The following is a 25,881-nucleotide window of genomic DNA, read 5'->3' as shown; positions in this document are numbered from 1 at the left end:
AATTTATGTTTGACCCTGCCAATCTTGAATGGAGATGTCACATTTGCCGTCGAATGCGGCCCGATTCTTTCATTAGCGTGGTGTCTTCTGACACCAGCCACGACTACGATTTACCCAAAGGCAGCGTTACTCAAAACGTTCGCTACTGCAACGACTCTCCGAGCTGTGAGGCGGCAGCCAAAAATCCAACCTACAGACTTTAGTTCTTTACCCAAATTAATCATGATTACTGGCAAAGATATGTTCAACCAGCTAAAGGAAGCTTCTGGTTCTATTCAGCCACTTTTTGGAAGTGAGTTTGCTGTCATTCACCCCGAAACATTTCCTGAAATCAAACAGAATCTAGAATCTGAAGGCGTAAAGTTTACTCCCCCAGATGATTCAACTGGTTTATGGATTGGCACCCATGACGAATACAACATGGTTGTGCTGAAAATTGCTGTGTCAAATCTCATCGAAAAAGACAAAGTTTTGGTAATGCCTTTGGCCGATTTTGAGGCCACATTAAACGCCATGCTTCTGGCCTCTTTGCTCGATACGTGGTTGCAGCAAGGGACAGAGACTAAGAGCGATTTATCAGGGACTCAGCCTGAGCAAACACAGCCTGGTACTGAGTCAAGCTGATCGCTGCCTGATAGGTCTTGCAGTGAACCGAAATTGAATGCCCCATCATTCGGGCCATAACGTCCGGTTGAATACCGTACCGTGCCCCACGACAGCTATAGGCGTGTCTTAATGCCTTGGGTGTGTGGGGCACCTGTTTGTCCCGAAACCGTAGGCTGATCCGTTCACTGAGCCTGCGGTTATCTCGCCCCTCTGTGATGATATCGGGCAAACGCTTACTGGCCAGGTTGAAGCGATCGCACCATTCCCCCGGCAACGGCAGTACGATTCTGGCTCCGGTCTTAGTTTCCTTCCGCACGTTTGCGATCAATGTACCCTGGCGTACTTCGGTATCGACATGGAAACACTCATGGGGCCTCAACCCATAGGTGGCCATCATGCCGTAGAACCATTGCCAGTGCTCCCCCATGCCTTCCCAGATTTCGATGATCTGATCGTCTGTGGGAAGGTCAGATGGGTTTACGGGTTTAGCCTGGTATCTTCCGGCTATGGCCCTGATAGGCTTGGGGTCGAGGCCCAGATACTCAGCCACTTGAGCGCAGACCTGGCACCAGGTCTTGCGATTCTTCGAGTGGTCTTCACTGCGATCGCGCACCAGGGCCACCAGCTGCTCAGTGGTCAGCTCACCGCCAAGCTGTTCTATCTGGCCCACGATGGGCAGGTAGAGACTGAGGCTGGATGGTTGAATCTGACTCCGCTTGATCGCAATGAACCCGTCGAGGGGCCTGCTCTGAGCGGCTTGCTTTTGCCGATAGCCCCAGTTCTCCCAGGCAAATCTATTCAAGGCCAGCTCACTATCGAGCCGCTGGGCATGAGCTTTAGCCACCTTCAGACCTGGACCAGTGGCCTTGCACTTGATGGAGATAATCTGCTGCCGTCGCTTACCCTCCTGCCCTGGCTTGGGCGGAAGAGTAGCCTTTAGGCAGAGTGTTTGATAGCCGGGTTTCAAAACTATCCGGCAATGACTTAGCCCTTTATTGGCCCTCTCAAGCTGCTCGGTGGTAATCATGGCACTAGGTCTAGGTCTTTTTTGCAGACCTAAATTTCTCACGAATCACCCCAGTTAGGCTAGGTCTAGGTCGATCTAACTGATCGTGCCTAAACCGCCGAAAGCCTTGCCGGGTACGGAGAGGGAGGGATTCGAACCCTCGTGAGGTGTGACCCCCAAACAGTTTTCGAGACTGCCGCATTCAACCACTCTGCCACCTCTCCAAGGGGCTTTGCTATTCTACCGCTGAATGGGGGGGAGGGTGACCCCAAGGCAAAAAACCCTAAAAACTGTCGATGGTGCCATTGTCCCTGGCCTGTTATCTATCCCCGCGCCCTTTGCAGGGAACCCGCAATCCAGGAAGATGAAGGGAACTGTGTTACGCCCCTGCCAACGGACTGCTATGCTGCCTGGTCTTTCCGACGATTTGCTGGCCGAGAAACTGATTGACCTGGCCCTAAAGCGCGGAGCCGAAGCAGCGGAGGTGCTGCAATCGCGATCGCGATCGCGGCCCGTATTTTTTGAGGCTAACCGCCTGAAGCAGCTGGAAAGCTCGGCGGCTCTGGGTACGGCCCTGCGCCTGTGGGTCAATGGCAGGCCGGGGCTGGCGGTAGCCTACGGCAACGTTGATCCAGAGGCGATTATCGATAAGGCTCTGGCCATTAGCGACCTCAACGATCCTGAGACCATTGAGTTGGTAGAGGGTGGCCGCCACCGCTACCCCGACATGGGCCAGGAGGTGCCGGTGGAGCAGCTGATCGAGTGGGGCGAGGGGATGATCGATCGCATTCGCAGCGCCTATCCCGAGGTGATTTGCGGCGTGGACCTTGAGTGCGATGTGGAAACTACCCGCATTCTCAACACCAAAGGGCTTGACTGCCGCTACAGCGACGCCACCCTGAGTAGCTACCTGTCGGCAGACTGGGTGCGGGGCGACGATTTTTTGAGCGTGAGCGACGGCCAGACCCAGCGCGACAGCCTCGATGGCGAAGCCCTGAGCGATCAGGTGCTGCAGCGACTGGCCTGGGCGGAGCGGGCCGCGACCATAAACTCCGGGCGCATGCCGGTGATTTTTACCGCCAAGGCCGCCGATATGGTGTGGGATACGCTGCAATCGGCCCTCAGCGGCAAGCGAGTGCTGGAGCGATCGTCGCCCTGGAGCAACGCCCTGGGGGAGCAGATGACCTCATCGCGCATTACCCTGCGGCAAGACCCCGAGGCCGGCCCGTTTAGTTGCCCTTTTGACGATGAGGGCACCCCCACCCAGCGGCTGGTATTTATCGAAAATGGCGTGGTGAATTTGTTTTACTGCGATCGCACCGTGGGCCGCAGCCTGGGGGCCGAGTCCACCGGCAACGGCTTTCGCCCCGGCCTGGGCAGCTACCCAACTCCCAGCCTTTACAACACCCTGGTGCAGCCGGGAGCAAAATCGCTGGATGAGCTGATTGCGAGCGTTGAAAACGGCGTGCTGGTGGACCAAATTTTGGGCGGCGGGGCGGGCATATCGGGCGATTTTTCGGTGAATATTGATTTGGGCTATCGCATTCACCGGGGCCAGCTGGTGGGCCGCGTCAAAGACACCATGGTGGCGGGCAATATCTACACTGCGCTCAAAGACCGCGTAGAGCTGGGCAGCGATGGCGACTGGAATGGCTCTTGCTATACGCCTTCGGTGCTGCTGGATGGACTGTCGATTACCAGCGGATGATTGCTTGGGCCTGCGGATGAGATCTCTGGCGATCGCTGGGCACCCGCAGCCCGGTAGCTGGCACTCTGAGGCGGAAGTTTGGGGCCTATGAACCTCTGGCCAGTGAAAATTTGAGCCGGTTTGCCTAAGGGCCGGGTTTTTGCGGGTAGCTTTTGGGCTAAGCTGCTGCCATGGCATGATTCTAGAGGTGCCATTTCCTTAGAAAAGGGTCTTTATGCTATGGCTCTGCCCTTTGACGCAGCCCCCAGCCAGGCGCGAATTGAGCGGTTTTGGCAGCTCTCGGCCAGCTTTGGCATGGAGCGCAATGCCTACCACAACTATCTCAATGAGATTGTCAGCGATCGCTACGCCCTGATCAAAGGCCTCCAGCTGCTGCGCGACGAGCTTCAGTTTGCCGGGGCCAGCCCCACCGATATTGGCGCCTGCGGGGCCGACATGAGCCTGCCTAGCGCGGTGACGACGCTGGCCTACACCAACTGCGGCGATCGCATTCACCAGGGCGAGGCGACCAAGCGCTACCGGGATGTGGTGGCCTCGCGGTTCGCCACCCTGTCCGAAATTGGCGAACTGAAGCTGGAGGCGTTTTTCCCCGCCGGGGGCGGCACCGACAATGGCGCGACGCTGGCCCACGTCACCGTGGCCCACGAGCTGGATGAAAAGCTGAAGCGGCGGGTCTACGAGGGCAACCCCCAGTCGATTTCGCTGGTGGCGATCGACCTCAAAACCCACGTGGGCCGCATTCAAGAAGACGGCAAGCAGGTCTACGGCAAGACCCGCGAGTCGCCCTGGCGGGAACCTCGGGCCGCCTGCGGCGCGATCGTCGGCGCGCTGAGCCACTTCCAGCCCGAGAACCTGATCCACCGCCGCATTCGCAGCGACCTGGGCGAGCGCAACTTTCAGTTTTTGTCGAGCCAGCAGATTTTGACCGACGAGGGGGTCGATATCACCATGGCGGTGGCCTCTGCGATCGTGGCGATTCGCGGCATTCGCAATACGGCCATGGCCCTGGGCCAGGAGATGGATGAGCGCGGCCTGGGCCACCTCACCGCCAGCACCACGGTAAACCGCCCCTCGCGCGACGATCTGGTGATCTATCTGGCCCGCGCCACGGTATTTAACGGCACCGTGCGAATTCAAAGCCTGGGCACCGAGGCCAAGCGCTACAGCGGCAAGCTGGTGGGTTATGCCGGAGAAAAGCGCTTGCAGCTGCGCTACGACGACTGGGACAGCGAAAACGTGCCGATCGAGGAGATTTCCTACGGGGTTCGCTTTTCGGGGCTGTAACCCCAAAACAGCGCGGTGTCTCTGGGAGCGTCTCAGATAGCGCCCCTGGGGGCATTTTGGGCGGCATCCCAAGGGACGATGGCGGACTGGGGCCGACTTTAACGACGGTTTCAATTTGGCGCAAAGGGTTCTCCGGTGCTGGAGAATGGGGCTACCTCTACAGCGTGGTGGCAGGCGATGACGCAGCGGTACCAATATCTCAAAATGCTGGCTCGCCTCCGCCGCCAGAAGCGCAAACTGTGGCTGAGCAACAGCGGCGACTGGCAGTGGCTGAAGAGCAAACCGGCCACGGTGGCCAGCCTGAATCGGCTGCTGTGGCGGGAATCGGTGCCGTCGCTGAGCTTTTTTGTGATGCTGACGCTGTCGGGGGTGATTTCGACCCTGGGGCTGCTGGCGGGCAGCACCGCCACGGTGATCGGGGCGATGATTATTGCTCCGCTGATGGGGCCAATTATTGGCATTGCCTACGCGATCGCCATTTCTAACCGCCGCCTGATGAAGCGGGCGGGCCTGACGGTGCTGTGGGGTACGGTCGCCACCATTGCCAGCTCCATGGTGATTGCCAAGCTGATTGGGCTACAGGTGTTGACCGAAGAAATTTTGCTGCGCACCGAGCCAACTCTGCTGGATTTGATGGTGGCGATGGCGGCGGGGGCGGCGGGAGCCTATGCAAAATCGCGCAAATATATTGCCGACGCCTTTCCGGGGGTGGCGATCGCCGTGGCGCTGGTACCGCCGCTGAGCACCATTGGTATTGGCCTGGCGCTGCTCAACTCGGCGGTGTTTGGGGGGGCCAGCCTGCTGTTTGTCACCAACCTGATCGGCATTATCTTCAGCGGCATTTTGGTCTTTTTGTGGCAGCGCTATGGCACCCTGGAGCGGGCCCAGGGCGGCATTGTGTTGTCTACACTAATGATGGTGGTCATTGGCATTCCCCTGGGGCTTTCGCTCAACAAGCTGCTGGTTCAGGCCAACTCGCGCGAACGGGTGGGCTATCTGGTGCGCAACGAGATGCCCCTGTCGAATAAGGCCGAGCTGCGGGCGCTCGACCTCCAGCAAAAAGACGGGGTGCTGGTGGTTATTTTGGATGTTGTGGCACCGGCCAACTCGATTTCGGCGGGGGATGTCAGAGCATCGCAGGCGTTTTTAGCGGACAAGCTCAAGCGATCGGTCGAACTCCATCTGCGGGTGATTCCGGTGGAGGAGTTTTTGGTGCCCGCTAGCCCTTGAGAAACGCTGCTGGCTGGGTCAATCAATGCTGGCAGCGATGGGTGAGTTTTGCACTTTGCACAGCTGTGCCACTTTGCTATATCGCTGTGCCAGTAAAGCATATTGCGGGGTCGATATGCTTCACAGCGGGGGCGATATGATTGATCGCAGGGTCAATATGCTTGATTGCGGGGTCGATATGTTTGATCGCGGGATCAGCATGCTTGATTGCGGGGTCGATATGTTTGATCGCGGGATCAGCATGCTTGATTGCGGGGTCAATATGTTTGATCGCGGGGTCAATATGTTCGATCGCGGGGTCAATATGTTTGATCGCGAGGTCAATATGTTTGATCGCGGGGTCAACATGCTTGATCGCAGCCTCGGATTGTTAAATGGGCTGTTCAACAGGCCGAGTTGGGAACAGTGGGCTGGATAGGGGCGATCGCGCCCCCGACGGCATACGCTTTGCCATCGGGGGCGGGTGGGGTGCGCTACTCAATCAGCACGGTTTTGGTAGCAATGGCCATCCACATCTCGACTCCGCCCGATGCTGGCATCTCGGCTCCAGTCGCTGAGCGGAGACGAAGCGACCGGGCTGTGTCACCCATCCCAGCGCTCGGTGGCACGGGGATGGGGTCGCTCCAGTCGTTGGGGTCGGTGTAGCCGAGGGCGTGGAGGATTTTGATGGTGCGGTCGATGCCCGCCAAGCTGCCGTAGAGCATGTGGCGCACCTTCTCGGGGTTGAGGGAGCGGGGCAGGGACCGGGTGCCTTGGCCTTGGCCGCCAATCTCTGATGAGAGCGGCAGGGACCCGGTCCCTGGGTTCCCTTGATCATCGCTGGTGTCGGGTTCGAGATAGTCAAACATCGGTTCTGTTTTCCTTTTTGTGGGTTAGGAAGACAGAACGCGAAAACCCCAGCCACCCGCAGTTAAAGTGCAAACTGGGGGGGCTAGGGTACGATGACCATAGCCTCGCAATCTGCCCGAGAGACTTGCGGGGTTAGCTGTCTGTTGGTGTTCCCGCACCTTCAGGCAGCGCCAAGATTTTCGAGTTCTGTGTGAACACCGCTCTGCTGAACGGCTTAACGTAAAAGAGTACTGATACAGACGCTCTCCGTCAACCGTATAGGATGGAACGATGCTCTAGCAGATATTTAGGCAGATTAGTTCTGCCTATCTACCCTTGCGAAGGCTATTATGCAGATTATTCGCCGCCTATCTGCCTTCAAGAGGTGATTATGCATCGGATTATCTGCATATCTACCCCATAGTAGGGATATAGGCAGATTAGATCAGTCCAATAACTTGTTATGCCGCAAGTCCCCGGCAAGGACAGCAACCACAAGGTTATCTGTTAGCACTCAGACTTTAGTAACCTTGAGATTGTTGGCAAAGCGGTATATTCAATTATTGGTGGGGCGATCGTCGTTCGTTTTCGTATTGAGCATGCAATGTCCAAAGTAACAATCAAGTCTGCAAATACAGGGGCAAAGCTGGAATTTTCAGAAGTTGGGAATGAATACTTTACAGTCACATTTTCAAGCGCGTCTCTAAGTGCATCACATCGAGTTTGGGTTTACACCGGAGACTGTGAGCAGTTAGTCAGCTTGTTTATGGAGATGGCAGAAAACTGGACAGGCTGGGAAGGGGCGAAAACCTGGGATGCTATTGAGGGTGACTTTAGTCTCTCTTGCACTTCAGACAGATTAGGGCATATTGCGCTCAAGGTCGAGTTGGTAGGACGTGATGCTCCTGAGTTATGGTCTGCAAAGTTCAATGTAGAGGTCGAAGCTGGACAACTTGAAAAAATAGCAAACGAAATGAAGGCATTGTTTAGTAGGTGTTAGATTTGACCCATGTGGCGGCATAACCAGTCGGTTGCAGCGGACATCCGATAGCTCCAGTTCCGAGTTCGAGAATACTGCTGCCGCTGAACCGAATCGTTAACTCTTACCTCGCTATGGCGCCAGCGAAACTCAGTTCCCCTAATAGTTTTCTTGCTAAATAACCTGCCCTAAGCGCACAAATTTCTGTGTTCATCCATGCGCGATCGCTGCCCCAAATCCCAGAAGCCATCTACGTTTTTACCGTCGATACATGCGATCGCACCCCTACTCCATCGCGACAAATTAAAGGCTTAAAGCTTAGTTTCAGTGTGTTGGGCGAAACGGAAGGTCACCCAACCTGCGTCTATTGTGTATGAACTCTATGCTCAGGCAGGGGGTGGCTCGGGTGCTCTACGGTGGGGTCGGCATCACTAGAATGGCTACAGGCAAAGCAGTAACCTCTAAGTTCTGCCCCTTTTCAGCGGCGTATCCACAGGACTTCCCATTAAAATACGTGGGTACTGGAACATCGCCCCTATGCTGACCGCCCTGCACATCGAGAACTTTGCCCTGATCGATCACCTCGATCTGCGGCTGGAGGCTGGGCTAAACGTGCTCACGGGTGAAACCGGGGCCGGTAAATCGATCATTCTCGACGCCATCGATGCGGCGCTGGGGGGCAAGGCGAATCAAAGACTAGTGCGATCGGGCAGCGCCAAGGCCCTGGTAGAAGCCACCTTTGACGTACCAAAAGACATTCAAACCTGGCTGGCGGAGCAGGACTTTCCCCCGGCGGACGGTGCCCTGGTGCTGCGCCGGGAGCTAACCCTGGGCAAAACCCTGCGCAGTCGGTCGTTTCTCAACGGCAGCCCCGCCACCCGGCCCCAGCTAGAGGGCCTGCGCCAAAAGCTGGTGGAAATTACCGCCCAGGGACAGACGGTGCTGCTCGGCTCGGGCGATCGCCAGCGGGAGTGGCTCGACGGCTTTGGCGGTGCCCCCCTGGTGGCCCAGCGCCAGCGGGTGGCGAAGGCCTACGAGGCCGCTGCCCAGGCCAAAAAACGCCTGGAGACCCGTCGCCGGGCCGACCAGCAGCGCCGCGATCAGCTGGAGCTGCTGCAAATGCACCGCCAGGATCTAGAGCAGGCTCAGCTTGACGACCCTCAGGAACTCGACAACCTGGCCCAGGAGCACGATCGCCTCAACCACAGCGTCGACCTCCAGCAAAACAGCTACGCGGCCTACCAAATTCTCTACGAGAGCGATGCCGGGGAGAGCGCCTGCGCCGACCTGCTGGGCAAAGCCGAGGGCATTTTGATCGATATGGAGCGCTACGACCCGGCCATCACCTCGATTTTGGCGATGGTCAGCGAAGCCCTCACCCAGGTGGAAGAGGCCGGGCGCGCCATCAATGCCTACGGGGCCAGCGTGGAGGCCGACCCCGAGCGGCTGGAAGAGGTGGAAGAGCGGATGCGCCAGCTCAAGGCCCTGTGCCGCCGCTTTAGCCGCTCCCTGCCGGAGCTGGTGGCCTACCGCGACGAGGTGGTGCGATCGCTGGCTGAACTCTCTGGCGAAGGCCAATCCATCGAGGCCCTAGAAGCCGAAGTCGAGAAGACCCAGGACATCCTAGGAGAGGCCTGCGCCAAGCTCACCCAGCTGCGCCAGGGCGTGGCCCAGCAGCTCGAGACCCGCCTGGTCAACGAACTCAAACCCCTGGCCATGGATCGGGTGCAGTTTGAGGTAGAGCTAAAACCCATTGCGCCTACTACCACCGGGGCCGACGGCATTCGGTTTTTGTTTAGCCCCAACCCTGGGGAACCCCTGCAACCCCTGGCTGAGACTGCTTCGGGGGGCGAAATGAGCCGGTTTCTGCTGGCGCTGAAGGCCTGCTTTTCCCAGGTGGACCCGGTGGGCACGCTGGTGTTTGACGAGATCGATGTGGGGGTGTCGGGGCGGGTGGCCCAGGCGATCGCCGAGAAGCTCTACCAGCTCGGTCGCCAGCACCAGGTGCTGTGCGTTACCCACCAGCCCATGGTGGCGGCCCTGGCCGATGCCCACTTTCGGGTGGGCAAGCAGGTGGTGGAAGCTGCTGGGGTGGCGGCAAAAGGGGCACAGGCGACCGAGGGCGAGACCGAGCGGACGGTGGTGCGGGTGCTGCCGCTGTCGCCCAGCGATCGCCGCGAAGAGCTGGCCCAGCTGGCCGGGGGCGAGTCGCACCAGCAGTCGCTCTCCTTTGCTGAGGCGCTGCTGTCCCAGGCGGACAGTCTGCGAGCAAAGCTGTAGGGCTGGGGGAATGATATCTCGTCGGGTTTGGTATTATCCACCTGAAGCTGTCTCAATCCGTCGCGTACTCGACCTTAGGCCCGCATTCTATGGATTTCTTCCTCGCTGTCGACCCCCTTTTAGACAATTCCTCCTCGCTGCTAGAAGACCCCTCGATTGAGGCTCACCTGCGCCAGTTTTGCCTGGTGCTGTCGGTGTCGCTGGGGGTAGCCACCCTGTCGCGGGTGTTTAGCGCCCTGCGCAACATCCCCTACACCCTGCTGCTGCTGCTGGTGGGCCTGGGCCTGGCGGTGCTCGATGTGCGGCTGATTAACCTATCGCCCCAGCTGATTTTGTTTATCTTTTTGCCGCCGCTGCTGTTTGAGGCCGCCTGGAACCTCAACTGGAAGAGCCTGAAGCAGTACTCGGTGCCCGTGGTGCTGTACGCGATCGCGGGGGTGGTAATCTGCGTCGGCAGCCTGGTGTGGGGCTTGCAGGCCTTTGCCGGAGCCTCCCTGGCCACGGCCCTGCTGGTGGGGGCCAGTCTGTCGGCCACCGACCCGGTCTCGGTGGTGGCCCTGTTCCGCGAGCTGGGGGTCGATAAAAAACTCACCACCGTGATGGAGGGCGAAAGCCTGTTCAACGACGGCGTGGCGGTGGTGGCCTTTAACCTGCTGCTGGGCATTGCCCTGGGCCTGGAGCAGTTCGACGTCTCGGTGACGGTGGCGCGATTTCTGGTGTTTGCCGGGGTGGGCATCAGCATCGGCGGGCTGATTGGCTTTGGCCTCTCGTTTCTCACCCAGCGGTTTGACATTCCCCTGGTGGAGCAGTCGCTGACGCTGGTGTCGGCCTACGGCACCTACCTGGTGGCGGAGGAACTGGGCGGGTCCGGCGTCATCGCCGTGGTGACCACGGGCCTGATTCTGGGCAACTTCGGCTCGCGGATTGGCATGAACCCCCGCACCCGGCTGGTGGTGTCGGAGTTTTGGGAGTTTGTCTCGTTCTTTATCAACTCGATTGTGTTTCTGCTGATTGGCGATCAGGCCAATTTTTCGGAGCTGATCAACGAGCTGGACAAAATTGCGATCGCGATCGTCATCATGCTGGTGGCCCGCGCCATCAGCGTCTACGGCCTGGGGGCGCTCAGCAACGCCATCACCGGACCCGAAATGGATCTGCCCATCAAAGGGCAGACGGTGCTGTGGTGGGGCGGCCTGCGCGGGTCGGTATCGGTGGCCCTGGCCCTGAGCGTGCCTGCCGTGCTGGGCGATCGCCAGGAGATCATCTCGATTGTGTTTGGCGTCATGCTGTTCACCCTGCTGGTGCAGGGCCTCACCACCAAACCGCTGCTGGAATATCTCGGCCTGCTGGGCGATCAGCCCCTGCGCCTGGAGTACAGCCAGATGACTGCCCACCGCGTCGCCCTTACCCGCGTCATGCAGCGCCTGGAGGACATGAAAGCCAACGAGGAGTTTGACCCCGAGTTTGTCGGCTACCAGATGGCCCTGGTGCAGGGTCAGCTAGAGGAAGTAAAGGAAAAAATTACCCGGCTGGAGCAAAAAAACGACACCATTCGCGAGTACGCCTCCGAGCAGATGCGGGAAGAACTGCTGGCGATCGAGGCCGACACCTACGCCGAGTTCATTCGGGGCGGGCAGCTGAAAGATAACCTGACGCCCCTGCTAGAGGGGGTGCTGCCCGATCGCATCGGCGAAGCGCACTGAGGGGCAATCCCAACGGTAGCTGTGGCCAATGGGCTAAGGCCAGTTAGGTCATCATGGTGCCACCCATCAGCTTTTCGTAGCGCCGCTGAAGCTCCTGGGCCAGTTTGGGCCAGCGGGCCAGGGTGGGGTCTTCTTTCAGCATGGCCTCTGCCGCCTCGCGGGCCAGCATGAGGACGTCCTGGTCTTCGATTAGACTGGCCAGGGCAAAGTCGGGCAGCCCCGACTGGCGGGTGCCCAGCACCTCCCCTGGGCCGCGAAAGCGCAGGTCCATCTCGGCGATAAAGAAGCCGTCCTGCGACTGCTCCAGCACTTTTAGCCGCTGGATAGCCTGTTCGCTGCGGCTGCTGCTGAGCAAAAGGCAGAAGGATTGCGCCGCCCCCCGACCCACCCGGCCCCGCAGCTGGTGCAGTTGAGACAAACCAAACCGTTCGGCGTGCTCAATCAGCATGACTGAGGCGTTGGGTACGTCTACCCCCACCTCCACCACCGTCGTAGAGACCAGAACCTGCGACTCCTGGTTGCGGAAGGCGGTAATGGCGGCATCTTTTTCGGCGGAGGACATGCGCCCGTGGAGCAGGCCCACGGTGAATTCGGGAAAAATCACCTCCGCCAGCCGCTGGTGCTCCTCGACGGCAGATTTGAGATCGAGCTTCTCGGACTCTTCCACCAGGGGCAGCACCACGTACACCTGGCGTCCCTGGGCAATTTCGCGCTTGATCAGGTCGTAGGCGTGGGGCCGCTCTTTGCTGGTGAGCAGGGTGGTTTGAATCGCCTTGCGCCCTGGGGGCAACTCGTCGATCTGGCTGACATCCAGGTCGCCGTGCATGGTCAGCGTCAGGGTGCGGGGAATGGGCGTGGCGGTCAGGGTGAGCACGTGGGGGTTGGCGCCCTTTTGGGTGAGCCTGGCCCGCTGCTGCACGCCAAAGCGGTGCTGCTCGTCGATCACCACCAGGCCCAGGTCGCGAAACTGCACGGGGTCTTCGATCAGGGCGTGGGTGCCGACCAAGATGGGGAGTTCTCCGGTTGCCAGCTCCCCCAGCATTTTGCGGCGCTTGGCGGCGCGGGTGGAGCCGGTGAGCAGCTCTACGGGGAGGTGCAGCTGGTTAAACCATTCCACCAGCTTGCGGTAGTGCTGCTCAGCGAGAACCTCGGTTGGGGCCATCAGCGCGGCCTGGTATCCGGCCTGAATGGCAGCCAGGGTGGCGACGACGGCAACGACGGTTTTACCCGATCCCACATCCCCCTGTACCAGGCGGTTCATGGGTACGGGCTGCTGCAAGTCGGCGAGAATGTCGTTGACCACCCGCTGCTGGGCGTTGGTCAGCTGGAAGGGAATCACCTGGTAGAACTGATCGATTAACGCTCCGGTGGGAGCCAGGGTGATGGCGGTTTGCTGGGCCTGCTGCTGCTGACGGCGGCGCAGCAGCCCGAGCTGGAGGTAGAAAAATTCGTCGAAGACCAGGCGACGGCGGGCTTTGGCCAGGTTTTCTTCGTCGTCGGGAAAGTGAATTTGGGCGATCGCCTGTCCCACCCCCAGCAGCCCATGGCGCTGGCGCACATCGACCGGCAGCGGATCCTGCAATTCGGGAATCGCCGGGAGCGACGCCGCCACGGCCTTGCGCACCAAATCTGCCGCCACGCCTTCGGTGAGGGAATACACCGGCACCATGCGGCCAATGGTGAGAGATTCGATGCGATCGCTCAGGCTGTCCAACACCTCCAGGTGCGGGTCGTCCAGGGTGACGCCAAACTTGCCGTCCTTGACCAGGCCAGAGGCGGCAACCACCGCCCCCTGGGGATACTGGCGCTTTTGCTGCTGCTGCCAGCTGGGGGTGGCGTAGCGGCTGCCGGGGTAAAAGCGGTTGAGCTTGAGGGTGGCGCTACCGTCGGAGAGCTGGAGTTCAAAGATGGTGAGCTTTTTGTTGCGGGGGCTGGTGAAGCAGTTGACGCGCTTGACGGTGCCGACGACGGTGACGGTTTCGCCCGGTTCCAGATCGCGAATTTTGACCTGCTGGGCGTAGTTGATATGGTCGCGGGGGTAGTAAAAGAGCACATCCTGCACAGTGAACAGGCCCAGCTTGGCGAGGCGATCGCTGTTTTTGGGGCCAATCCCCTTGAGATAGGTGACCGGCTGATCGAGACCAAACCGAAGGCTGCCGGTGCCCGAGGCCTCGGCTAGCTGGGTTGTCTTGGGCGTGGCTTTGGGCTTTCGGGAAGCCTTCGGAAGCGCGGATTCCCCTGCTTCTGGGGCGGCACTTTCTCTGGCCCGCAGAGCCTTGGTTTCGGCAAATTTTTCTAGCAGGCGCTGGGTGCCGTGCAAAAAGCGGCGGGTTTCGGCCACCAGGTGCTGCCGCTGGGCAAAGCTCAGATCGCCGTAGCCGTCGTATTTTTGGGCCAGACTTTGCCAGGACTGCTGCTGGTCTGGGGGCAGCACCGGGGGCGGCAGCCGCAGGCTGCCGCGCAAAAACTCGCTAAAGCTCTGCTGCTTGCCCACCAGGTCGTTGAAGCCGGTTTCAGCCTCAACCGAGAGCGCCCGCTGGAGCCTTACCCAGTCGGGTAGGGAGGATTGTACGTCCGCCATGGGTCCATTCCCCAGAATCCTACCGGGATGAGTCGTCGTACCAGACCGATCGCCAGGCTTGCTCGGCCTGGGCGATCGCCAATTCTCGCTCGGCCTGCTGGTACTGCTTGCCCAGTTTGCGCAGCCTGCCCACCGCCGTACGCAGCTTGCTGCGCCAGAGGGCCGCCTGGACATCGCTAAACTCAATGTCGGCCAGGCGCAGGTGAATGGCCGCCAGGTGGGTCATGGTGCCCTCAATGGACTCGTCGTCGTCCTCCTCGTCGCCGGAGGTTTCCCCGTCGGGGTCATCCTCCTCTGGCTCTGGGCGGTCAAACGCTGAGGCGACGTCGCCCGCCACCGCCACCAGTACATTTAGCACGTTGGGCACAGAGCGCCCCTTGGGCGCAAACCCATCCGCATCCGAAGCCACCTCCAGCAACGACTCCGGCAGGTCGGGAATAACCTGGGCCGTTCTGAGCAGGGTATTGGCTTTTTTGGACGCCCGCTCCAGCACGGCGCGAATCATTTGCTCCAAAATCAGGTGGTGCTTGGCGACCAGCGTCGGCGTCAGCGGATCGCCGGTAAAGGGGCGATCGCTAAAGGTTTCGTCAACATCGTTGGCCATGGCAGCCATGATCACAGACTGCACCAGTTTCTTGGGGTCAATGCCTGCCTCTGGCGCGGCCTCGGCGTCAGAGGCAGGGGCCGAGGTGTCTGGGTCGGTCTCTGGATTGGCCTCTGGGTTGGTCTCTGGGGCGATCGCCTCCTCGTTCTGGCCCTCGGCAGCCAGCGGGTCGGCTCCGCTTTCCTCGCCGGACAGCAGGCCTGCCGCAGCCTCGTCACCCTTCGTCGAGATCTCGATGCGAACCTCACCCCCCTCGGAGGAATCGGCCAGCGTGGACAGGGCGGCCTCCAGGCGGCTCAGGTCATCGGGGGCGAGGCGCTGGGTCAGGTCAATCTCCGGCGGCGACAGATCGGGCTCCATCAGCTGCTGAAGCCAGCCCTGGGCTTTGCGCCCCAGATTTTGCATGCTCTGCTGGAGTCGGGCGCGATCGCTAACCGTCAGCGTCAAAAAGGCCTCGGGGTAGACCTGGGTGCAGAGGTGATAGGTCGCCATAATCACCTGCCGCCGCATCGCGTGCCCTAGCACCGTCAGGTAGGTGGCATAAATTTGGCTAAACTCGGCGGCCAGGGTAGCGGTGGCACCCTCCAGCGTGTTGAGATCCTTGCGAATGCTTTCGACCGGCCTTACCATGCTCCTCTGCCCATGCCATACCTGATTATAGGAATTATTCCAGGTCCCGCTCGGGAGCGACAGGTTTCCCCTGGCAAACCCCCGACTCTGGCCTTGACCTCGGTTGATATAAAAACGGGGGCGCAACAACAGCACCCCCGCCCCCTAGCCCTGAAGGACTAGATCTACTTTTTCTTCTTCTTTTTCGCGGAGGCTTCTGGAGCAGGTGGCGCAGGCTCTGGGGCGGCTTCCTTCTTCATCCCCGCCTGGGCTGCCACTTCGTCGGCGAAGTTAGTCTCTTCTTTTTCAATGCCCTCACCCAGCACAAACCGAGAAAAGCGTCGCACCTGAATGTTCTCGCCCAGCTTAGAAATAGCCTGCTTGATCAGCTCTTCTACGGAGATATTCTGGTCTTTAATGAAGGGCTGATCCATCAGAGACAGCTCCTTCAGGCGCTTTTGAATGCGTCCTTCGACGATCTTCTCCTGCATGGCGGCGGGCTTGTTGGCGATGTCATCGCGGCCCATTTCGATGGATTTTTCTTTCTCGGCGACATCAGCGGGAATGTCGCTGACGCGCACATACTCAACGTTGGGGCAGGCGGCAATTTGCATGGCCACATCGCGCACCAGGGACTTAAATTCGTCGCGGCGGGCAACAAAGTCGGTTTCGCAGTTCATTTCCACCAGCACGCCCACTCGGCCACCGGTATGGATGTAGCTGTCAACCAGGCCTTCGGCAGCCACCCGGCCCTCTTTCTTTGAGGCCGAGGCAATGCCTTTCTGGCGCAGCCACTCAATAGATTTCTCAATGTCGCCCTCATTTTCTTTCAGGGCTTTTTTACAATCCATCATGCCTGCGCCAGTCTTGTCGCGCAGGTCTTTAACGAGCTTTGCAGAAATATCTGCCATGGTGATTTCACGTCCTAACGCGCTGTCGTCGAACTCAATCCAAACAAAGGGGGAAAGCCTTATTCAGCTTAAACCCCTGGGGGCATCTTTCGGGGATGCCTATGGAGTATGCTTCCTCCCCCTGGGCTGATGGCGGGGGAGGAAACCTATGGTTGCAAGATCCTAGAGGCCCTGCGGCGGCTCAATCAGCTGCTCAGTTGTTCGGCTAAGCCTCGTCACTGTCGGCAGCGGGAGCATCGTAGCCGTACTCGTCGTCTTCGGCGCCGTCGTAGTCGTAGTCGTCGTCATCGCCGACCGACTGACCGCCGTGGGAGCCTTCGTAGATAGCATCGGCCAGCTTGCCGAGGATCAGCTTGATGGAGCGAATGGCGTCGTCGTTGCCGGGGATGGGCACATCCACCAGGTCGGGGTCACAGTTGGTATCCAGCAGAGAAATGATTGGAATACCCAGCTTGTGGCACTCCGACACGGCGTTGTACTCCCGCTTGATGTCGACAATGATGGCGACATCGGGCACCTTGCGCATGGTTTTAATGCCGCCCAGGTACTTTTGCAGCTTCTCCAGTTCGCGGCGCAGCACGGCGGCTTCTTTTTTGGGGCGCAGGTCAATGGCACCCATTTCTTCCATGCGCTCCAGCTCTTTGAGGCGGTTGGCGCGGGACTTGATCGTTTCCCAGTTGGTGAGCATGCCGCCCAGCCAGCGCTGGTTGACGTAGTGGGAGCCGCAGCGGCTAGACTCCTGGGCCACAATGCCAGCCGCCTGACGCTTGGTGCCAATGAACAGGAACTTTTGGCCCTGTTCTGCCGCCGTGCGGACGAATTTGTAGGCTTCTTCCATCAGCTGGGCGGTCTGCACCAGGTCAATGATGTGGACGCCGTTGCGAGACGTGAAGATGTACTGATCCATCTTGGGATTCCAGCGGCGGGTTTGGTGGCCGAAGTGAACCCCAGACTCTAGTAGCTCGGGTAGAGTAATAACGGGCATTTGGTTTTGACTCCTTTCGGGTTAATCCTCCATTCGAACGTGCTCCCCAAAAAACTAAATTTGGGGGAGACCCGAAAATTCGAATGTGTGGTTTTTTGACAACTTTACTAGGGTATCACAATGAAAGCCAGGGTGGAGATTTGCTGAAACGCTACCTGCGCTGGGGCATTGTGGCCGCCGCGATCGCCTTTCTGGCCCACATCCTGGTCAGCCACGGTCGCGAGGTTACGGCCCTCCGCCTCCGCCCCAGCGGTCTAGCTCTGCTGGGGCTTGCCCTGCTGACAACGCTGCTGGCCCACGCCTGGTCGGGCTGGGTCTGGAGCTGGATTTTGCAGGCCCTCCAGCAGCCGGTGAAGGGCACCTGGAGTACACCGGTTTACCTCAAAACCAATCTGCTGAAATACCTGCCCGGCAATGTGTGGCACTTCTACGGGCGAGTGCGCGCCCTGGGAGAAATCGGCGTGGCCAGGGGACCGGCGATTGTGGGGGTGACACTAGAACCCCTGCTGATGGCGGCGGCAGCGCTGCTGCTGGGGTTGGCCAGCCCAACTCGCTACTGGCCCTGGCAGTGGGTGATGCTGGCTGTGGTGCTGGAAATGATGAACCCACGACGGCTCAACCCGCTGATGAACTGGCTGGGGCAGGCCAAGGCCGGGGCAGAGGCCGCTGAACCCCTGCCCCCGGTAACGCTTCACCACTATCCCCTCAAACCGCTGCTGGGAGAACTGGGGTTTGTGCTGCTGCGGGGCATCGGGTTTGCGCTGGTGGTCAGCGCCGTTAGCCCCCTGCCGATAAAGCTCTGGCTGCCGGTAGTGAGCCTGTTCAGTCTGGCCTGGCTGGCGGGACTGGTGATTCCCGGTGCGCCGGGGGGGCTGGGGGTGTTTGAGGCGATCGCCGTCACCCTGCTGCAAGGCACCCTGTCCCCCGGCGTTGTGCTCAGCGCCGTGGCGATGTACCGCCTGGTGGGCACCCTGGCCGAGGCCCTGGGGGCAGGGCTGGCGGTGGTGATGAAGAAGGTTTAAGGTTCAAGGTTAGCGGTGTACGGCGTTGCCTTCAACCGCGCACCGCTAACCGTACCTCCTTTCTCTAATCGTCGAAGTGCTTGACGATCGCCTCGGCGAACTCCGAGCACTTCAGCGGCGGGTTGACGGGTGGCTCCATCATCCGGGCCAGGTCGTAGGTGACCTCGCGGGAGGCGATCGCCGCCGCCATGCCCTTTTTAATTAAGTCCGCCGCTTCCTGCCAGCCCATGTACTCCAGCATCATGACGCCGGAGAGAATCACCGAGCCGGGGTTGATGCGGTCTAGCCCGGCGTGCTTGGGGGCGGTGCCGTGGGTGGCCTCAAACACCGCGCAGGTGTCGCCGATGTTGGCCCCTGGCCCCATGCCCAGGCCGCCGACGATCGCCGCCGCCGCATCCGACAGGTAGTCGCCATTCAGGTTCATAGTGGCGAGAATGGAGTACTCGTCGGGGCGGGTCTGAATCTGCTGGAAGATGCTGTCGGCGATGCGATCGTTCACCATGATTTTGTCCTTCCACTGGCCGCTGCCGTGGGTCTCCCAGATGTCGGCCAGAATCGCCTCTACCTCGGCGCAGATGGCGGCTTTTTTTTCGGGGGTCAGGGCGTCATAGCCCGGCTCGATCTGGCGGGCATTGTCTTCGGTGGACAGGTCCGGATTCTTTTCTTTGTTGCCCAGCACCCACGACTCACGCTCGGTAACGCACTCGGCGCGAAACTCAGAGGTGGCCAGCTCGTAGCCCCAGTCGCGGAAGGCCCCTTCGGTGTACTTCATAATGTTGCCCTTGTGCACCAGGGTGACCTGCTGCTTGGGCTTGGGCAGGCGCAGGGCGTGCTTCATGGCCCGGCGCACCAGGCGCTGGCTGCCGGTTTTGCTGATCGGCTTGATGCCAATGCCCGAGTCGAGGGGAATCTGCTTTTTGCCGTGCTCTGGGGTGGCGGGGATCAGTTCGGTGTTGAGAATTTTGATTAGCTGATCGCAGACCGGATCGCCCTGCTTCCACTCAATGCCCAGATAGATATCTTCGGTATTTTCGCGATAGATAATAACGTCGAGCTTTTCGGGGCTGCGGTGGGGCGAGGGGGTGCCCGCATAGTACTTGCAGGGGCGCACGCAGGCGTAGAGGTCGTTAATTTGCCTGAGAGCTACGTTTAACGAGCGAATGCCGCCGCCGACTGGGGTGGTGAGGGGGCCTTTGATGGCCACCCCATACTCTTCAATGGCTTTGAGCGTGTCGTCGGGCAGGTACTGGTAGGTGCCGTACTGCTCGCAGGCTTCGTCGCCTGCATAAACCTTGAACCAGACAATCTCGCGCTTGCCGCCGTAGGCCTTGGCCACCGCTGCGTCAAACACCCGCTGGGATGCAGGCCAGATGTCTACCCCCGTTCCATCGCCGCGGATGTAGGGAATGATAGGCGTGTCTGGCACGACAGGTTCGCCATCTTTAAAGGTGATGCGCTCGCCTACTGCCGGGGGAGTGATCCGTTCATACATCGCAAATTGCCCGCAAACGATAAAACACCCCATAGTCTAATGCGCTTTAACCCACATTTTTGCTCGTTTAACAACGATTTGAATCTGGGCCGAAAATCCCCGCTTCGGGGCGAATCGTTGGACAGACTGCGGCGGTGGCGCGGCAGCCTCCCAGGACCTTTTTGGTCCCCAATGCCCCTGCCGCACCAGCTCACTGCGGCGGCTAAGTGATGTGCTAGCCCCCGTTGCCCCCACCCCGTTGGTCTGCGTACCCTCTAGAGCCTTGATCCATGAGCACTGTTTTAGTCGTTGATGATGATGCCATTATGCAGCTGGCCCTGACCCGGCGGTTGCAGGACCAGGGCTTTGACGTGGTGAACGCCACCTCTGGCGAAGAGGCGCTGGAGATGCTGATGACTAAAACCGCCGATGTAGTGGTGTCAGATGTGATGATGCCCGGCATGAGCGGGTTTGAGTTTTGCCACCTGCTGCGCTCCAGACCGGAAGGAGAGATGGTGCCGTTTATCTTTCTGACGAATTTAGGGGAGCTGACGAATCGGGTGCAGGGCCACCTGCTAGGGGCCGACGACTATTTGGTCAAGCCCTTCTCGGCCCAGGAGCTAATTGCCAAGGTCAGGGGGGCGATCGCGCGATCGCAGCGACTCCACAGCGCCTTTGAGCGCATGGTTAAACAGTCCACCGCCCGGCCCGCGCCCCTGCCGCTTACCCCCGCCGAAGAGCGCGTCTTTTGGGAGGTGGTGCAGGGCTTTACCAACAAGCAAATTGGCGAGCACCTCTTTCTCAGCCCGCGCACGGTGCAAACCCACCTCAGCAACATACTGACCAAACTCAGCCTGGAGAACCGTTCGCAGATTGTGCGCTTTGCCTTTGAGCACGGCTATCAGATACCGGAGGGGGAGGAGCGGGGGTGATGGGCTGGCGAGATGGGGAAGGTGGGGGAGATGGGGAAGGTGAGGGAGGTGGGGAAGGTGAGGAAGACAGGATTTGAGCTTTAGGAACCAAGCATTCAACACCCACATTCACAATTCTCTCCCTCATCCCCTCATCCCCTCATCCCCTCATCTCCTCATCTCCTCATCTCCCCCATCCCCCCATCTCCCACTTCACCCGGTCGCCCAACACGCCCTATCATAAAGAGCGGGCACTCTCATGGCGCTTGTTAGCGGTATCTATGGTTTCGGATAGCGACACATTGGTAGATTTGCGCAGCCGGTTGCAGGGCGACTCGCTGAAAAAGCAGCTCTCGGCGGTTCACGAGCTGCTGGCTTTGGGACCGCAGGGTGTTGAGGTGTTGACGACGACCCTGATCGATCGCAAAGACGAGCTGCCCACAATTCTAGACGGCAAACTTTTTCAGGTGCTCTACGCGACCGAGCGGGATGAGCTGCGCGATCTGCTCACCCAGCACTGGCCCCAGGGGCGGCTGGAGATGCCCTCGGCCCAGGGCATTGACTACGGGCCGCTGCAAGCGCTGCTGGTACAGCAAGACTTTGAGGAGGCCGATCGCCTGACCCTGGCGAAGCTGTGTGAGCTGGCCGGACCAACGGCGGTGAAGCGCAAGTGGGTTTACTTCACCGAGGTAGAGCAGTTTCCTGCGGTCGATCTGCAAACCCTCGATCGCCTGTGGCTGGCTTACTCCGAGGGCAAATTTGGCTTCTCGGTGCAGCGTCGCCTCTGGCTCAGCCTGGGCCAAAACTGGGACAAGCTCTGGCCCCGCATTGCCTGGAAAGACGACAACATTTGGACCCGCTACCCCGGCGGCTTTATTTGGGACTTGAGCGCCCCCGATGGCCATCTGCCTCTGTCGAATCAGCTGCGGGGCGTGCGGATGATGGCCGCGTTGCTGACTCACCCGGCGTGGAGCGAGGAGGCGTAGCGGTGCCCAAGCAGCGGGCTAAGGCCGACCTGCCCACCAAGGTGTGCCCGGTGTGCCAGCGACCGTTTACCTGGCGCAAAAAGTGGGCCGACTGTTGGGATGAGGTGAAGTATTGCAGCGATCGCTGCCGTCGCCGCCGCTAGCCTAAAATTAAGCCATTCTCGTTAGGCTGATCCATGGCTACCCCCAGCCTCTACGACAGTGATTTTTATGCCTGGACGGTGGAGCAGGCCGAACTTTTGGGCCATCGCCACTGGAACAAACTTGATCTGCCCAACCTGAGTGAGGAGATTGAGTCCTTGGGTCGGCAGCAGCGTCAGGAACTCCGCAGTCGATTGAGCATGCTGCTGGGGCATCTGCTGAAATGGCAGCACCAGCCCCAGTGCCGCAGCCGCAGCTGGCTCGCTACCGCTCGAATTCAGCGGCGAGAGGCTCTGCGTCTGCTGAAGGAAAGCCCCAGTCTGAAATCTGCTTTAGAGGAGATTTTGGCGGATGCCTACGCCAATGGCAGAGATTTAGCGATCGCTGCAACCGATTTACCTGACCGAACGTTTCCCCCCCCGCTGCGTTTATACCCTCAATGAGGTTCTAGATGAGACGTTCTACCCCGGCGAGCCGGGGGAATTGAGCTAGCGGCGCGATCGCCCACGCTACAGTTCCCCAGCAATGTACCCCTTAAGATAAAAAAGCATTCTTAAGGACAACCACCATGACGCAGGCGTTACCAAAGGTCATTATCCACGGGGGAGCCGGTGGTGCTTTGGCCCATCCAGACGTTCTCAACGCCCTGCGCCACGATCTCCACGCCATTGTGGAGCAGATCTACAGTAAAGCCGAGGCCGGGGCCAGCGCCCGCGACTGCGTGGTGTTTGGCTGCCAGCTGCTCGAAGATACCCCCCGCTTTAACGCGGGCTACGGGTCGGTGCTGCAATCGGACGGCCAGGTGCGGATGAGCGCGGGGCTGATGGACGGCAGCACCCAGCGGTTTAGCGGCATTATCAACGTGTCGCGGGTGCGGCACCCCATTGACTTGGCGGCTTACCTGCAACCCGCCCCCGATCGCGTGCTCTCTGACCTGGGGGCGGCGGAACTGGCGCGGGAGATGCGCATTGAGCCCTTTGACCCGGTGACTGACCTGCGCCTGAAGGAGTGGATGCAGGAGCGAGCCCATAACTTTCAGCGCAGCATGGCCGGAGTGGTGGCGGAACCGATTGATTCTGCCGGTTCTGGTGATTCTGAGGCGCGGCGCGGCACCATCGGGGTCGTGGTGCTAGATCAGGAGGGGCGGCTGGCGGTGGGCACCTCCACCGGGGGCAAGGGGCTGGAGCGGCTGGGCCGGGTGAGCGACTCGGCCACCGTGGCGGGCAACTACGCCAACGGCGTTGCGGCAGTGAGCTGCACGGGCATTGGCGAAGACATTATCGACGAGTGTCTGGCCTCCCGCATTGTGGTGCGAGTGACCGACGGCATGGCGATCGCCGCTGCCCTGGAGAAATCCTTTGCCGAAGCGACGGCGAACGGGCGAGATTTTGGCGCGATCGCCCTCAGCCACCGGGGAGAAATTGCCTGGGGCAAAACCAGCGACGTGCTGCTGGCGGCCTACCATACGGGAGAGGCGGTGGGGGATACCCTGGAGCTAAGCTCAGGTACGCTAACCGGAGTGGTTCAACTATGACTGACCCCAATTCTACTAAACGCAACCCCTCGGCCTCAGAGAAAAACGTCCTTAAAATCGATGTGCCAACCCTGATGGTGATTTTGGCGGCGCTGATTTTGCTGCCCCTGCTGGTGACGGGGTTCATCTCGCAGTAGTTTGTCTATAGCCACCACCAACTTGGTGGGACATTCTGCGTTAGCCCTCTGGAGTGATGCCTGCGCGCCAGCTGATTGACTGACAAAATTTTGTTGGGTTACGCCAAAGCTAACCCAACCTACGCCAGCACAGTTTTTGCCATTGGTCGTGACTGATGCCCTAAGCGCATTGGCCAGCGCTATCAATTAGCGCTCCGAATAGTCTGCCAGGGATGCAGGAGTTCTTCGACGTGCTGCTCTGAGACTTTCTGCATGCCACGCGCAGCAGCTATATGTTGTCTTTTTGCTAAAGAGTTTTATGAATCGACTATCTCGTCTACTGGTTGCAGGCTGCGTAGCGATCGGCTGCGCTGTGGCTGTTTGGTTACAGTCGGGAGAGGCGGCGGCCACGATGCCTGCGCCATTGCCCCAGTCATCTTCTGTGCAGGTAGCCCAGCTCAATTCGGCTGAAGATACTGACTTTGGACGGCACTTTGAAGACCTGGATGTTGAAGGGTCTATCTTAATCTACGATTCCGCCAATGATCGAACTTATCAACACAACCCTACGCGCAATCAAACGGCCTTTTTGCCTGCATCAACATTTAAAATTCTCAACTCGCTGATTTCGCTAGAAAATGGCGTCATTGCCGATGAAATTGCTATTCTCACCTGGGATGGTGTGACCAGGAAGGTGCCCGCCTGGAACCGAGACTTGAATATGCGAGAGGCATTTAAGCTTTCCGCCTATCCTTTTTACCAAGTTTTAGCTCGCCGCGTGGGGCACGAGCGCATGCAGCAGGGGGTTACTCAGGCAGAATACGGCAACCAAACTATTGGCGATGAAGAGGACATCGATACATTTTGGTTAGACGGAAAGCTTCGAACTACGCCCGCAGAGCAGATTCAGTTTCTCCGTCGGTTTTACCAAAACGATCTGCCGTTTTCCGAACGAACTTTCTCCATAGTCAAAGATATTATGGTTGTGGAGCAAACCCCAACGTACACCATTAGAGCAAAGTCGGGCTGGGTGGGCTTTGATCAACCGGAGCTATCTCAAGTTGGGTGGTACGTTGGCTATCTCGAAAAGGGTGAGAACGTTTATTTCTTTGCCACCAACATTGATATTCGCAATGAGAACGATCCGCGCCATCGAGTAGAGTTGACGCGGCGATGTTTTGAGGATTTAGGCTTGCTGTAGGCCCAGGGCTGTGTCTGCTAGCTGAAGCGCGATCGCCTACAAACTCGATACCGCTTCAGCCGGAGCTTTCAAATAGGCCAGATCTGGCCCGGAAGGAATGATGCCGCCAGGATTTAGCGGAAACAGGTTGCCGTAGTAGTCGTGCTTAACCGCATCAATGTCGCAGGTCTCTGCCACCCCCGGCAGCTGATACATGCGCCGCAGGTAGGGGCCAAGGTGGGCGTAGTCCTGAATGCGGCGGCGGTTGCACTTAAATAGGCTGTAGTAGACCACATCAAAGCGAAACAGCGTGGTAAACAGCCGCACATCCGCCAGCGTTACCATGTCGCCGCAGAGGTAGGGGCGCTGGCCCAGCGCCTGGTCGATCGCATCCAGCGCGTCAAATAGCTCGCTGACGGCGCGATCGTAGGCCGCCTGGGTTTGGGCAAAGCCGCAGCGATAGACGCCGTTGTTCACCGCCTGGTAGGTGCGATCGTTCCACTGGTCGATGTCTGCTTTGAGAGCTTCCGGGTAGAGATCAACCCCTGGCCGAGTGCCCCACTCACCAAAGGCTTCATTCAAAATCACGATGATGTCGGCGCTTTCGTTGTTGACGATCGCCGCACTCTGGCCATCCCACAGCACCGGCACCGTAGCCCGCCCCCCATACCCCGGCTGAGCCTGACGGTACAGCTCCGGCAGCGTGCGACAGTCGCGAAACGGCGTTTCAAACACCCAGCAGCCCTCGTCCGGCGAGGGCACCACAGGGATGATCGAAATCGCCCCCTCCAGCCCCTTCAGCGATCGCGTTACCAGCGTTCGGTGCGCCCACGGACAGCCCATACCCACAATGAGCTGATAGCGATTGGCCGCCGGAGGAAAGGCACCCTCCGGCTCAATCCGCTGACGAAACTCGCTTTCGGGCCGCTGGTAGTCGCCGCCCTTGCTGCTGGGAGCCATCTGCCCCATCATGGTCTGCCACAGGGTAGTCCAGACCAACTTGGCCGTGCGAATTAGCAAACCAGGAGGCAGTCCAGCCATAGACCTTTTTGTGTGAGGGGATACCTTCACTATACCGAGGCCGCGAAATGTCTTGCGGATATGATGCTCTATTGGTGCATTGCTTCGCGTTGGCGGAGCCTCGCCTTAGCGTTATGCACCCTACCGGCTTCGGGTGCATAGGTCAGCCACAGGTGCTGAAAGGTC

24 protein-coding genes and 1 tRNA gene are annotated in these 25,881 nt (G+C 59.4%); 15 read left to right on the top strand and 10 right to left on the bottom strand.

Annotation, left to right across the window (positions count from 1 at the left end):
* Positions 1-9 precede the first annotated feature (9 nt).
* Entirely contained in the window at positions 10-624 is a 615-nt protein-coding gene (locus tag LEPTO7104_RS40880; RefSeq protein WP_155524029.1) for a hypothetical protein, read from the top strand.
* On the opposite strand, the gene LEPTO7104_RS0131365 is transcribed toward LEPTO7104_RS40880, so the two are convergent.
* A complete protein-coding gene (locus LEPTO7104_RS0131365) occupies positions 563-1,450 on the bottom strand; it encodes a site-specific integrase (protein WP_155524028.1) in 888 nt (295 codons plus the stop codon). The genes LEPTO7104_RS40880 and LEPTO7104_RS0131365 overlap by 62 nt on opposite strands.
* Before the next feature lie 299 nt (positions 1,451-1,749).
* Positions 1,750-1,836, bottom strand: a tRNA-Ser gene (locus LEPTO7104_RS0131360).
* A 179-nt stretch (positions 1,837-2,015) separates the two neighbouring features.
* On the opposite strand from LEPTO7104_RS0131360, the gene LEPTO7104_RS0131355 reads away from it, so the two are divergent.
* The 3 genes from LEPTO7104_RS0131355 (at position 2,016) to LEPTO7104_RS0131345 (ending at position 5,834) form a co-directional block, all read left to right on the top strand.
* Complete coding sequence (locus LEPTO7104_RS0131355) at positions 2,016-3,320, top strand: TldD/PmbA family protein (protein WP_017302526.1); 1,305 nt, start codon at positions 2,016-2,018, stop codon at positions 3,318-3,320.
* 219 nt (positions 3,321-3,539) lie between these two features.
* Positions 3,540-4,604, top strand: a complete 1,065-nt coding sequence (locus LEPTO7104_RS0131350) for a hypothetical protein (protein WP_017302525.1) — start codon at positions 3,540-3,542, stop codon at positions 4,602-4,604.
* Between the two features lie 177 nt (positions 4,605-4,781).
* Complete coding sequence (locus LEPTO7104_RS0131345) at positions 4,782-5,834, top strand: DUF389 domain-containing protein (RefSeq protein WP_017302524.1); 1,053 nt, start codon at positions 4,782-4,784, stop codon at positions 5,832-5,834.
* 76 nt (positions 5,835-5,910) lie between these two features.
* Here LEPTO7104_RS0131345 and LEPTO7104_RS43995 read toward each other — a convergent pair whose 3' ends face one another.
* Together LEPTO7104_RS43995 and LEPTO7104_RS37705 are read right to left on the bottom strand one after the other, a co-directional pair.
* A complete protein-coding gene (locus tag LEPTO7104_RS43995; RefSeq protein ID WP_422879864.1) occupies positions 5,911-6,138 on the bottom strand; it encodes a hypothetical protein in 228 nt (75 codons plus the stop codon).
* A gap of 169 nt (positions 6,139-6,307) precedes the next feature.
* On the bottom strand, positions 6,308-6,682 hold the full coding sequence (locus LEPTO7104_RS37705; RefSeq protein WP_017302522.1) for a hypothetical protein: 375 nt from the start codon (positions 6,680-6,682) through the stop codon (positions 6,308-6,310).
* 584 nt (positions 6,683-7,266) lie between these two features.
* Here LEPTO7104_RS37705 and LEPTO7104_RS40875 point away from each other — a divergent pair.
* From LEPTO7104_RS40875 to LEPTO7104_RS0131320, 3 genes are all read left to right on the top strand, one after another.
* Positions 7,267-7,662: a DUF6228 family protein gene (locus LEPTO7104_RS40875; protein ID WP_155524027.1), complete on the top strand. Its 396-nt coding sequence runs from the start codon at positions 7,267-7,269 to the stop codon at positions 7,660-7,662.
* A 516-nt stretch (positions 7,663-8,178) separates the two neighbouring features.
* Positions 8,179-9,921 carry a DNA repair protein RecN gene (gene recN / locus LEPTO7104_RS0131325; protein ID WP_017302520.1) on the top strand — a complete coding sequence of 581 codons (1,743 nt, stop codon included), beginning with the start codon at positions 8,179-8,181 and terminating at the stop codon, positions 9,919-9,921.
* 89 nt (positions 9,922-10,010) lie between these two features.
* Entirely contained in the window at positions 10,011-11,624 is a 1,614-nt protein-coding gene (locus tag LEPTO7104_RS0131320; protein ID WP_017302519.1) for a cation:proton antiporter, read from the top strand.
* A 43-nt stretch (positions 11,625-11,667) separates the two neighbouring features.
* Here the strand turns inward: LEPTO7104_RS0131320 and recG are convergent, their stop codons facing one another.
* From recG to rpsB, 4 genes are all read right to left on the bottom strand, one after another.
* Positions 11,668-14,205, bottom strand: coding sequence for an ATP-dependent DNA helicase RecG (gene recG / locus LEPTO7104_RS0131315; protein ID WP_017302518.1), 2,538 nt, complete (start codon positions 14,203-14,205; stop codon positions 11,668-11,670).
* Between the two features lie 19 nt (positions 14,206-14,224).
* Positions 14,225-15,439 carry a hypothetical protein gene (locus tag LEPTO7104_RS0131310; RefSeq protein WP_017302517.1) on the bottom strand — a complete coding sequence of 405 codons (1,215 nt, stop codon included), beginning with the start codon at positions 15,437-15,439 and terminating at the stop codon, positions 14,225-14,227.
* 164 nt (positions 15,440-15,603) lie between these two features.
* On the bottom strand, positions 15,604-16,329 hold the full coding sequence (tsf, locus tag LEPTO7104_RS0131305) for a translation elongation factor Ts (protein WP_017302516.1): 726 nt from the start codon (positions 16,327-16,329) through the stop codon (positions 15,604-15,606).
* A 205-nt stretch (positions 16,330-16,534) separates the two neighbouring features.
* Entirely contained in the window at positions 16,535-17,314 is a 780-nt protein-coding gene (gene rpsB / locus LEPTO7104_RS0131300) for a 30S ribosomal protein S2 (RefSeq protein WP_017302515.1), read from the bottom strand.
* A 140-nt stretch (positions 17,315-17,454) separates the two neighbouring features.
* Between rpsB and LEPTO7104_RS0131295 the strand changes: the two genes are divergently transcribed.
* On the top strand, positions 17,455-18,336 hold the full coding sequence (locus tag LEPTO7104_RS0131295) for a hypothetical protein (RefSeq protein WP_017302514.1): 882 nt from the start codon (positions 17,455-17,457) through the stop codon (positions 18,334-18,336).
* Positions 18,337-18,400: 64 nt separating this feature from the next.
* On the opposite strand, the gene LEPTO7104_RS0131290 is transcribed toward LEPTO7104_RS0131295, so the two are convergent.
* Positions 18,401-19,828: an NADP-dependent isocitrate dehydrogenase gene (locus tag LEPTO7104_RS0131290; RefSeq protein ID WP_017302513.1), complete on the bottom strand. Its 1,428-nt coding sequence runs from the start codon at positions 19,826-19,828 to the stop codon at positions 18,401-18,403.
* 269 nt (positions 19,829-20,097) lie between these two features.
* Here LEPTO7104_RS0131290 and LEPTO7104_RS0131285 point away from each other — a divergent pair, with 269 nt between their 5' ends.
* From LEPTO7104_RS0131285 to blaOXA, 7 genes are all read left to right on the top strand, one after another.
* Positions 20,098-20,739: a response regulator transcription factor gene (locus tag LEPTO7104_RS0131285; protein WP_017302512.1), complete on the top strand. Its 642-nt coding sequence runs from the start codon at positions 20,098-20,100 to the stop codon at positions 20,737-20,739.
* A 260-nt stretch (positions 20,740-20,999) separates the two neighbouring features.
* On the top strand, positions 21,000-21,704 hold the full coding sequence (locus LEPTO7104_RS0131280) for a GUN4 domain-containing protein (protein WP_017302511.1): 705 nt from the start codon (positions 21,000-21,002) through the stop codon (positions 21,702-21,704).
* Between the two features lie 2 nt (positions 21,705-21,706).
* Entirely contained in the window at positions 21,707-21,847 is a 141-nt protein-coding gene (locus tag LEPTO7104_RS39125) for a DUF2256 domain-containing protein (RefSeq protein WP_071527445.1), read from the top strand.
* Positions 21,848-21,880: 33 nt separating this feature from the next.
* Positions 21,881-22,288, top strand: coding sequence for a DUF29 domain-containing protein (locus tag LEPTO7104_RS36445; RefSeq protein WP_264308859.1), 408 nt, complete (start codon positions 21,881-21,883; stop codon positions 22,286-22,288).
* A gap of 125 nt (positions 22,289-22,413) precedes the next feature.
* The gene (locus LEPTO7104_RS0131265) at positions 22,414-23,379 is read left to right on the top strand and encodes an isoaspartyl peptidase/L-asparaginase (RefSeq protein ID WP_040697978.1); all 966 of its coding nucleotides are present in this window, start codon (positions 22,414-22,416) and stop codon (positions 23,377-23,379) included.
* Positions 23,376-23,516 carry a hypothetical protein gene (locus LEPTO7104_RS41415; protein WP_017302508.1) on the top strand — a complete coding sequence of 47 codons (141 nt, stop codon included), beginning with the start codon at positions 23,376-23,378 and terminating at the stop codon, positions 23,514-23,516. The genes LEPTO7104_RS0131265 and LEPTO7104_RS41415 overlap by 4 nt, the downstream gene beginning before the upstream one ends.
* Before the next feature lie 298 nt (positions 23,517-23,814).
* On the top strand, positions 23,815-24,696 hold the full coding sequence (blaOXA, locus tag LEPTO7104_RS0131255) for a class D beta-lactamase (RefSeq protein ID WP_026073248.1): 882 nt from the start codon (positions 23,815-23,817) through the stop codon (positions 24,694-24,696).
* Between the two features lie 36 nt (positions 24,697-24,732).
* Here the strand turns inward: blaOXA and LEPTO7104_RS0131250 are convergent, their stop codons facing one another.
* Positions 24,733-25,716, bottom strand: coding sequence for a glutathione S-transferase family protein (locus LEPTO7104_RS0131250; RefSeq protein WP_026073247.1), 984 nt, complete (start codon positions 25,714-25,716; stop codon positions 24,733-24,735).
* Positions 25,717-25,881: the final 165 nt, after the last annotated feature.

The sequence above is a fragment of the Nodosilinea nodulosa PCC 7104 genome (genome assembly GCF_000309385.1).
Taxonomy (GTDB): domain Bacteria; phylum Cyanobacteriota; class Cyanobacteriia; order Phormidesmidales; family Phormidesmidaceae; genus Nodosilinea; species Nodosilinea nodulosa.
This window is presented reverse-complemented; position numbering and strand designations above follow the sequence as displayed.

Excerpts from the sequence above, each read along its gene's own strand:
- LEPTO7104_RS0131355 (WP_017302526.1), top strand. The coding sequence starts at position 2,016 with ATGCTGCCTGGTCTTTCCGACGATTTGCTGGCCGAGAAACTGATTGAC.
- LEPTO7104_RS0131350 (WP_017302525.1), top strand. The coding sequence starts at position 3,540 with ATGGCTCTGCCCTTTGACGCAGCCCCCAGCCAGGCGCGAATTGAGCGG.
- LEPTO7104_RS0131345 (WP_017302524.1), top strand. The coding sequence starts at position 4,782 with ATGACGCAGCGGTACCAATATCTCAAAATGCTGGCTCGCCTCCGCCGC.
- LEPTO7104_RS37705 (WP_017302522.1), bottom strand. The coding sequence starts at position 6,682 with ATGTTTGACTATCTCGAACCCGACACCAGCGATGATCAAGGGAACCCA.
- LEPTO7104_RS40875 (WP_155524027.1), top strand. The coding sequence starts at position 7,267 with ATGTCCAAAGTAACAATCAAGTCTGCAAATACAGGGGCAAAGCTGGAA.
- recN (WP_017302520.1), top strand. The coding sequence starts at position 8,179 with ATGCTGACCGCCCTGCACATCGAGAACTTTGCCCTGATCGATCACCTC.
- LEPTO7104_RS0131320 (WP_017302519.1), top strand. The coding sequence starts at position 10,011 with ATGGATTTCTTCCTCGCTGTCGACCCCCTTTTAGACAATTCCTCCTCG.
- recG (WP_017302518.1), bottom strand. The coding sequence starts at position 14,205 with ATGGCGGACGTACAATCCTCCCTACCCGACTGGGTAAGGCTCCAGCGG.
- LEPTO7104_RS0131310 (WP_017302517.1), bottom strand. The coding sequence starts at position 15,439 with ATGGTAAGGCCGGTCGAAAGCATTCGCAAGGATCTCAACACGCTGGAG.
- tsf (WP_017302516.1), bottom strand. The coding sequence starts at position 16,329 with ATGGCAGATATTTCTGCAAAGCTCGTTAAAGACCTGCGCGACAAGACT.
- rpsB (WP_017302515.1), bottom strand. The coding sequence starts at position 17,314 with ATGCCCGTTATTACTCTACCCGAGCTACTAGAGTCTGGGGTTCACTTC.
- LEPTO7104_RS0131290 (WP_017302513.1), bottom strand. The coding sequence starts at position 19,828 with ATGTATGAACGGATCACTCCCCCGGCAGTAGGCGAGCGCATCACCTTT.
- LEPTO7104_RS0131285 (WP_017302512.1), top strand. The coding sequence starts at position 20,098 with ATGAGCACTGTTTTAGTCGTTGATGATGATGCCATTATGCAGCTGGCC.
- LEPTO7104_RS0131280 (WP_017302511.1), top strand. The coding sequence starts at position 21,000 with ATGGTTTCGGATAGCGACACATTGGTAGATTTGCGCAGCCGGTTGCAG.
- LEPTO7104_RS36445 (WP_264308859.1), top strand. The coding sequence starts at position 21,881 with ATGGCTACCCCCAGCCTCTACGACAGTGATTTTTATGCCTGGACGGTG.
- LEPTO7104_RS0131265 (WP_040697978.1), top strand. The coding sequence starts at position 22,414 with ATGACGCAGGCGTTACCAAAGGTCATTATCCACGGGGGAGCCGGTGGT.
- LEPTO7104_RS41415 (WP_017302508.1), top strand. The coding sequence starts at position 23,376 with ATGACTGACCCCAATTCTACTAAACGCAACCCCTCGGCCTCAGAGAAA.
- blaOXA (WP_026073248.1), top strand. The coding sequence starts at position 23,815 with ATGAATCGACTATCTCGTCTACTGGTTGCAGGCTGCGTAGCGATCGGC.
- LEPTO7104_RS0131250 (WP_026073247.1), bottom strand. The coding sequence starts at position 25,716 with ATGGCTGGACTGCCTCCTGGTTTGCTAATTCGCACGGCCAAGTTGGTC.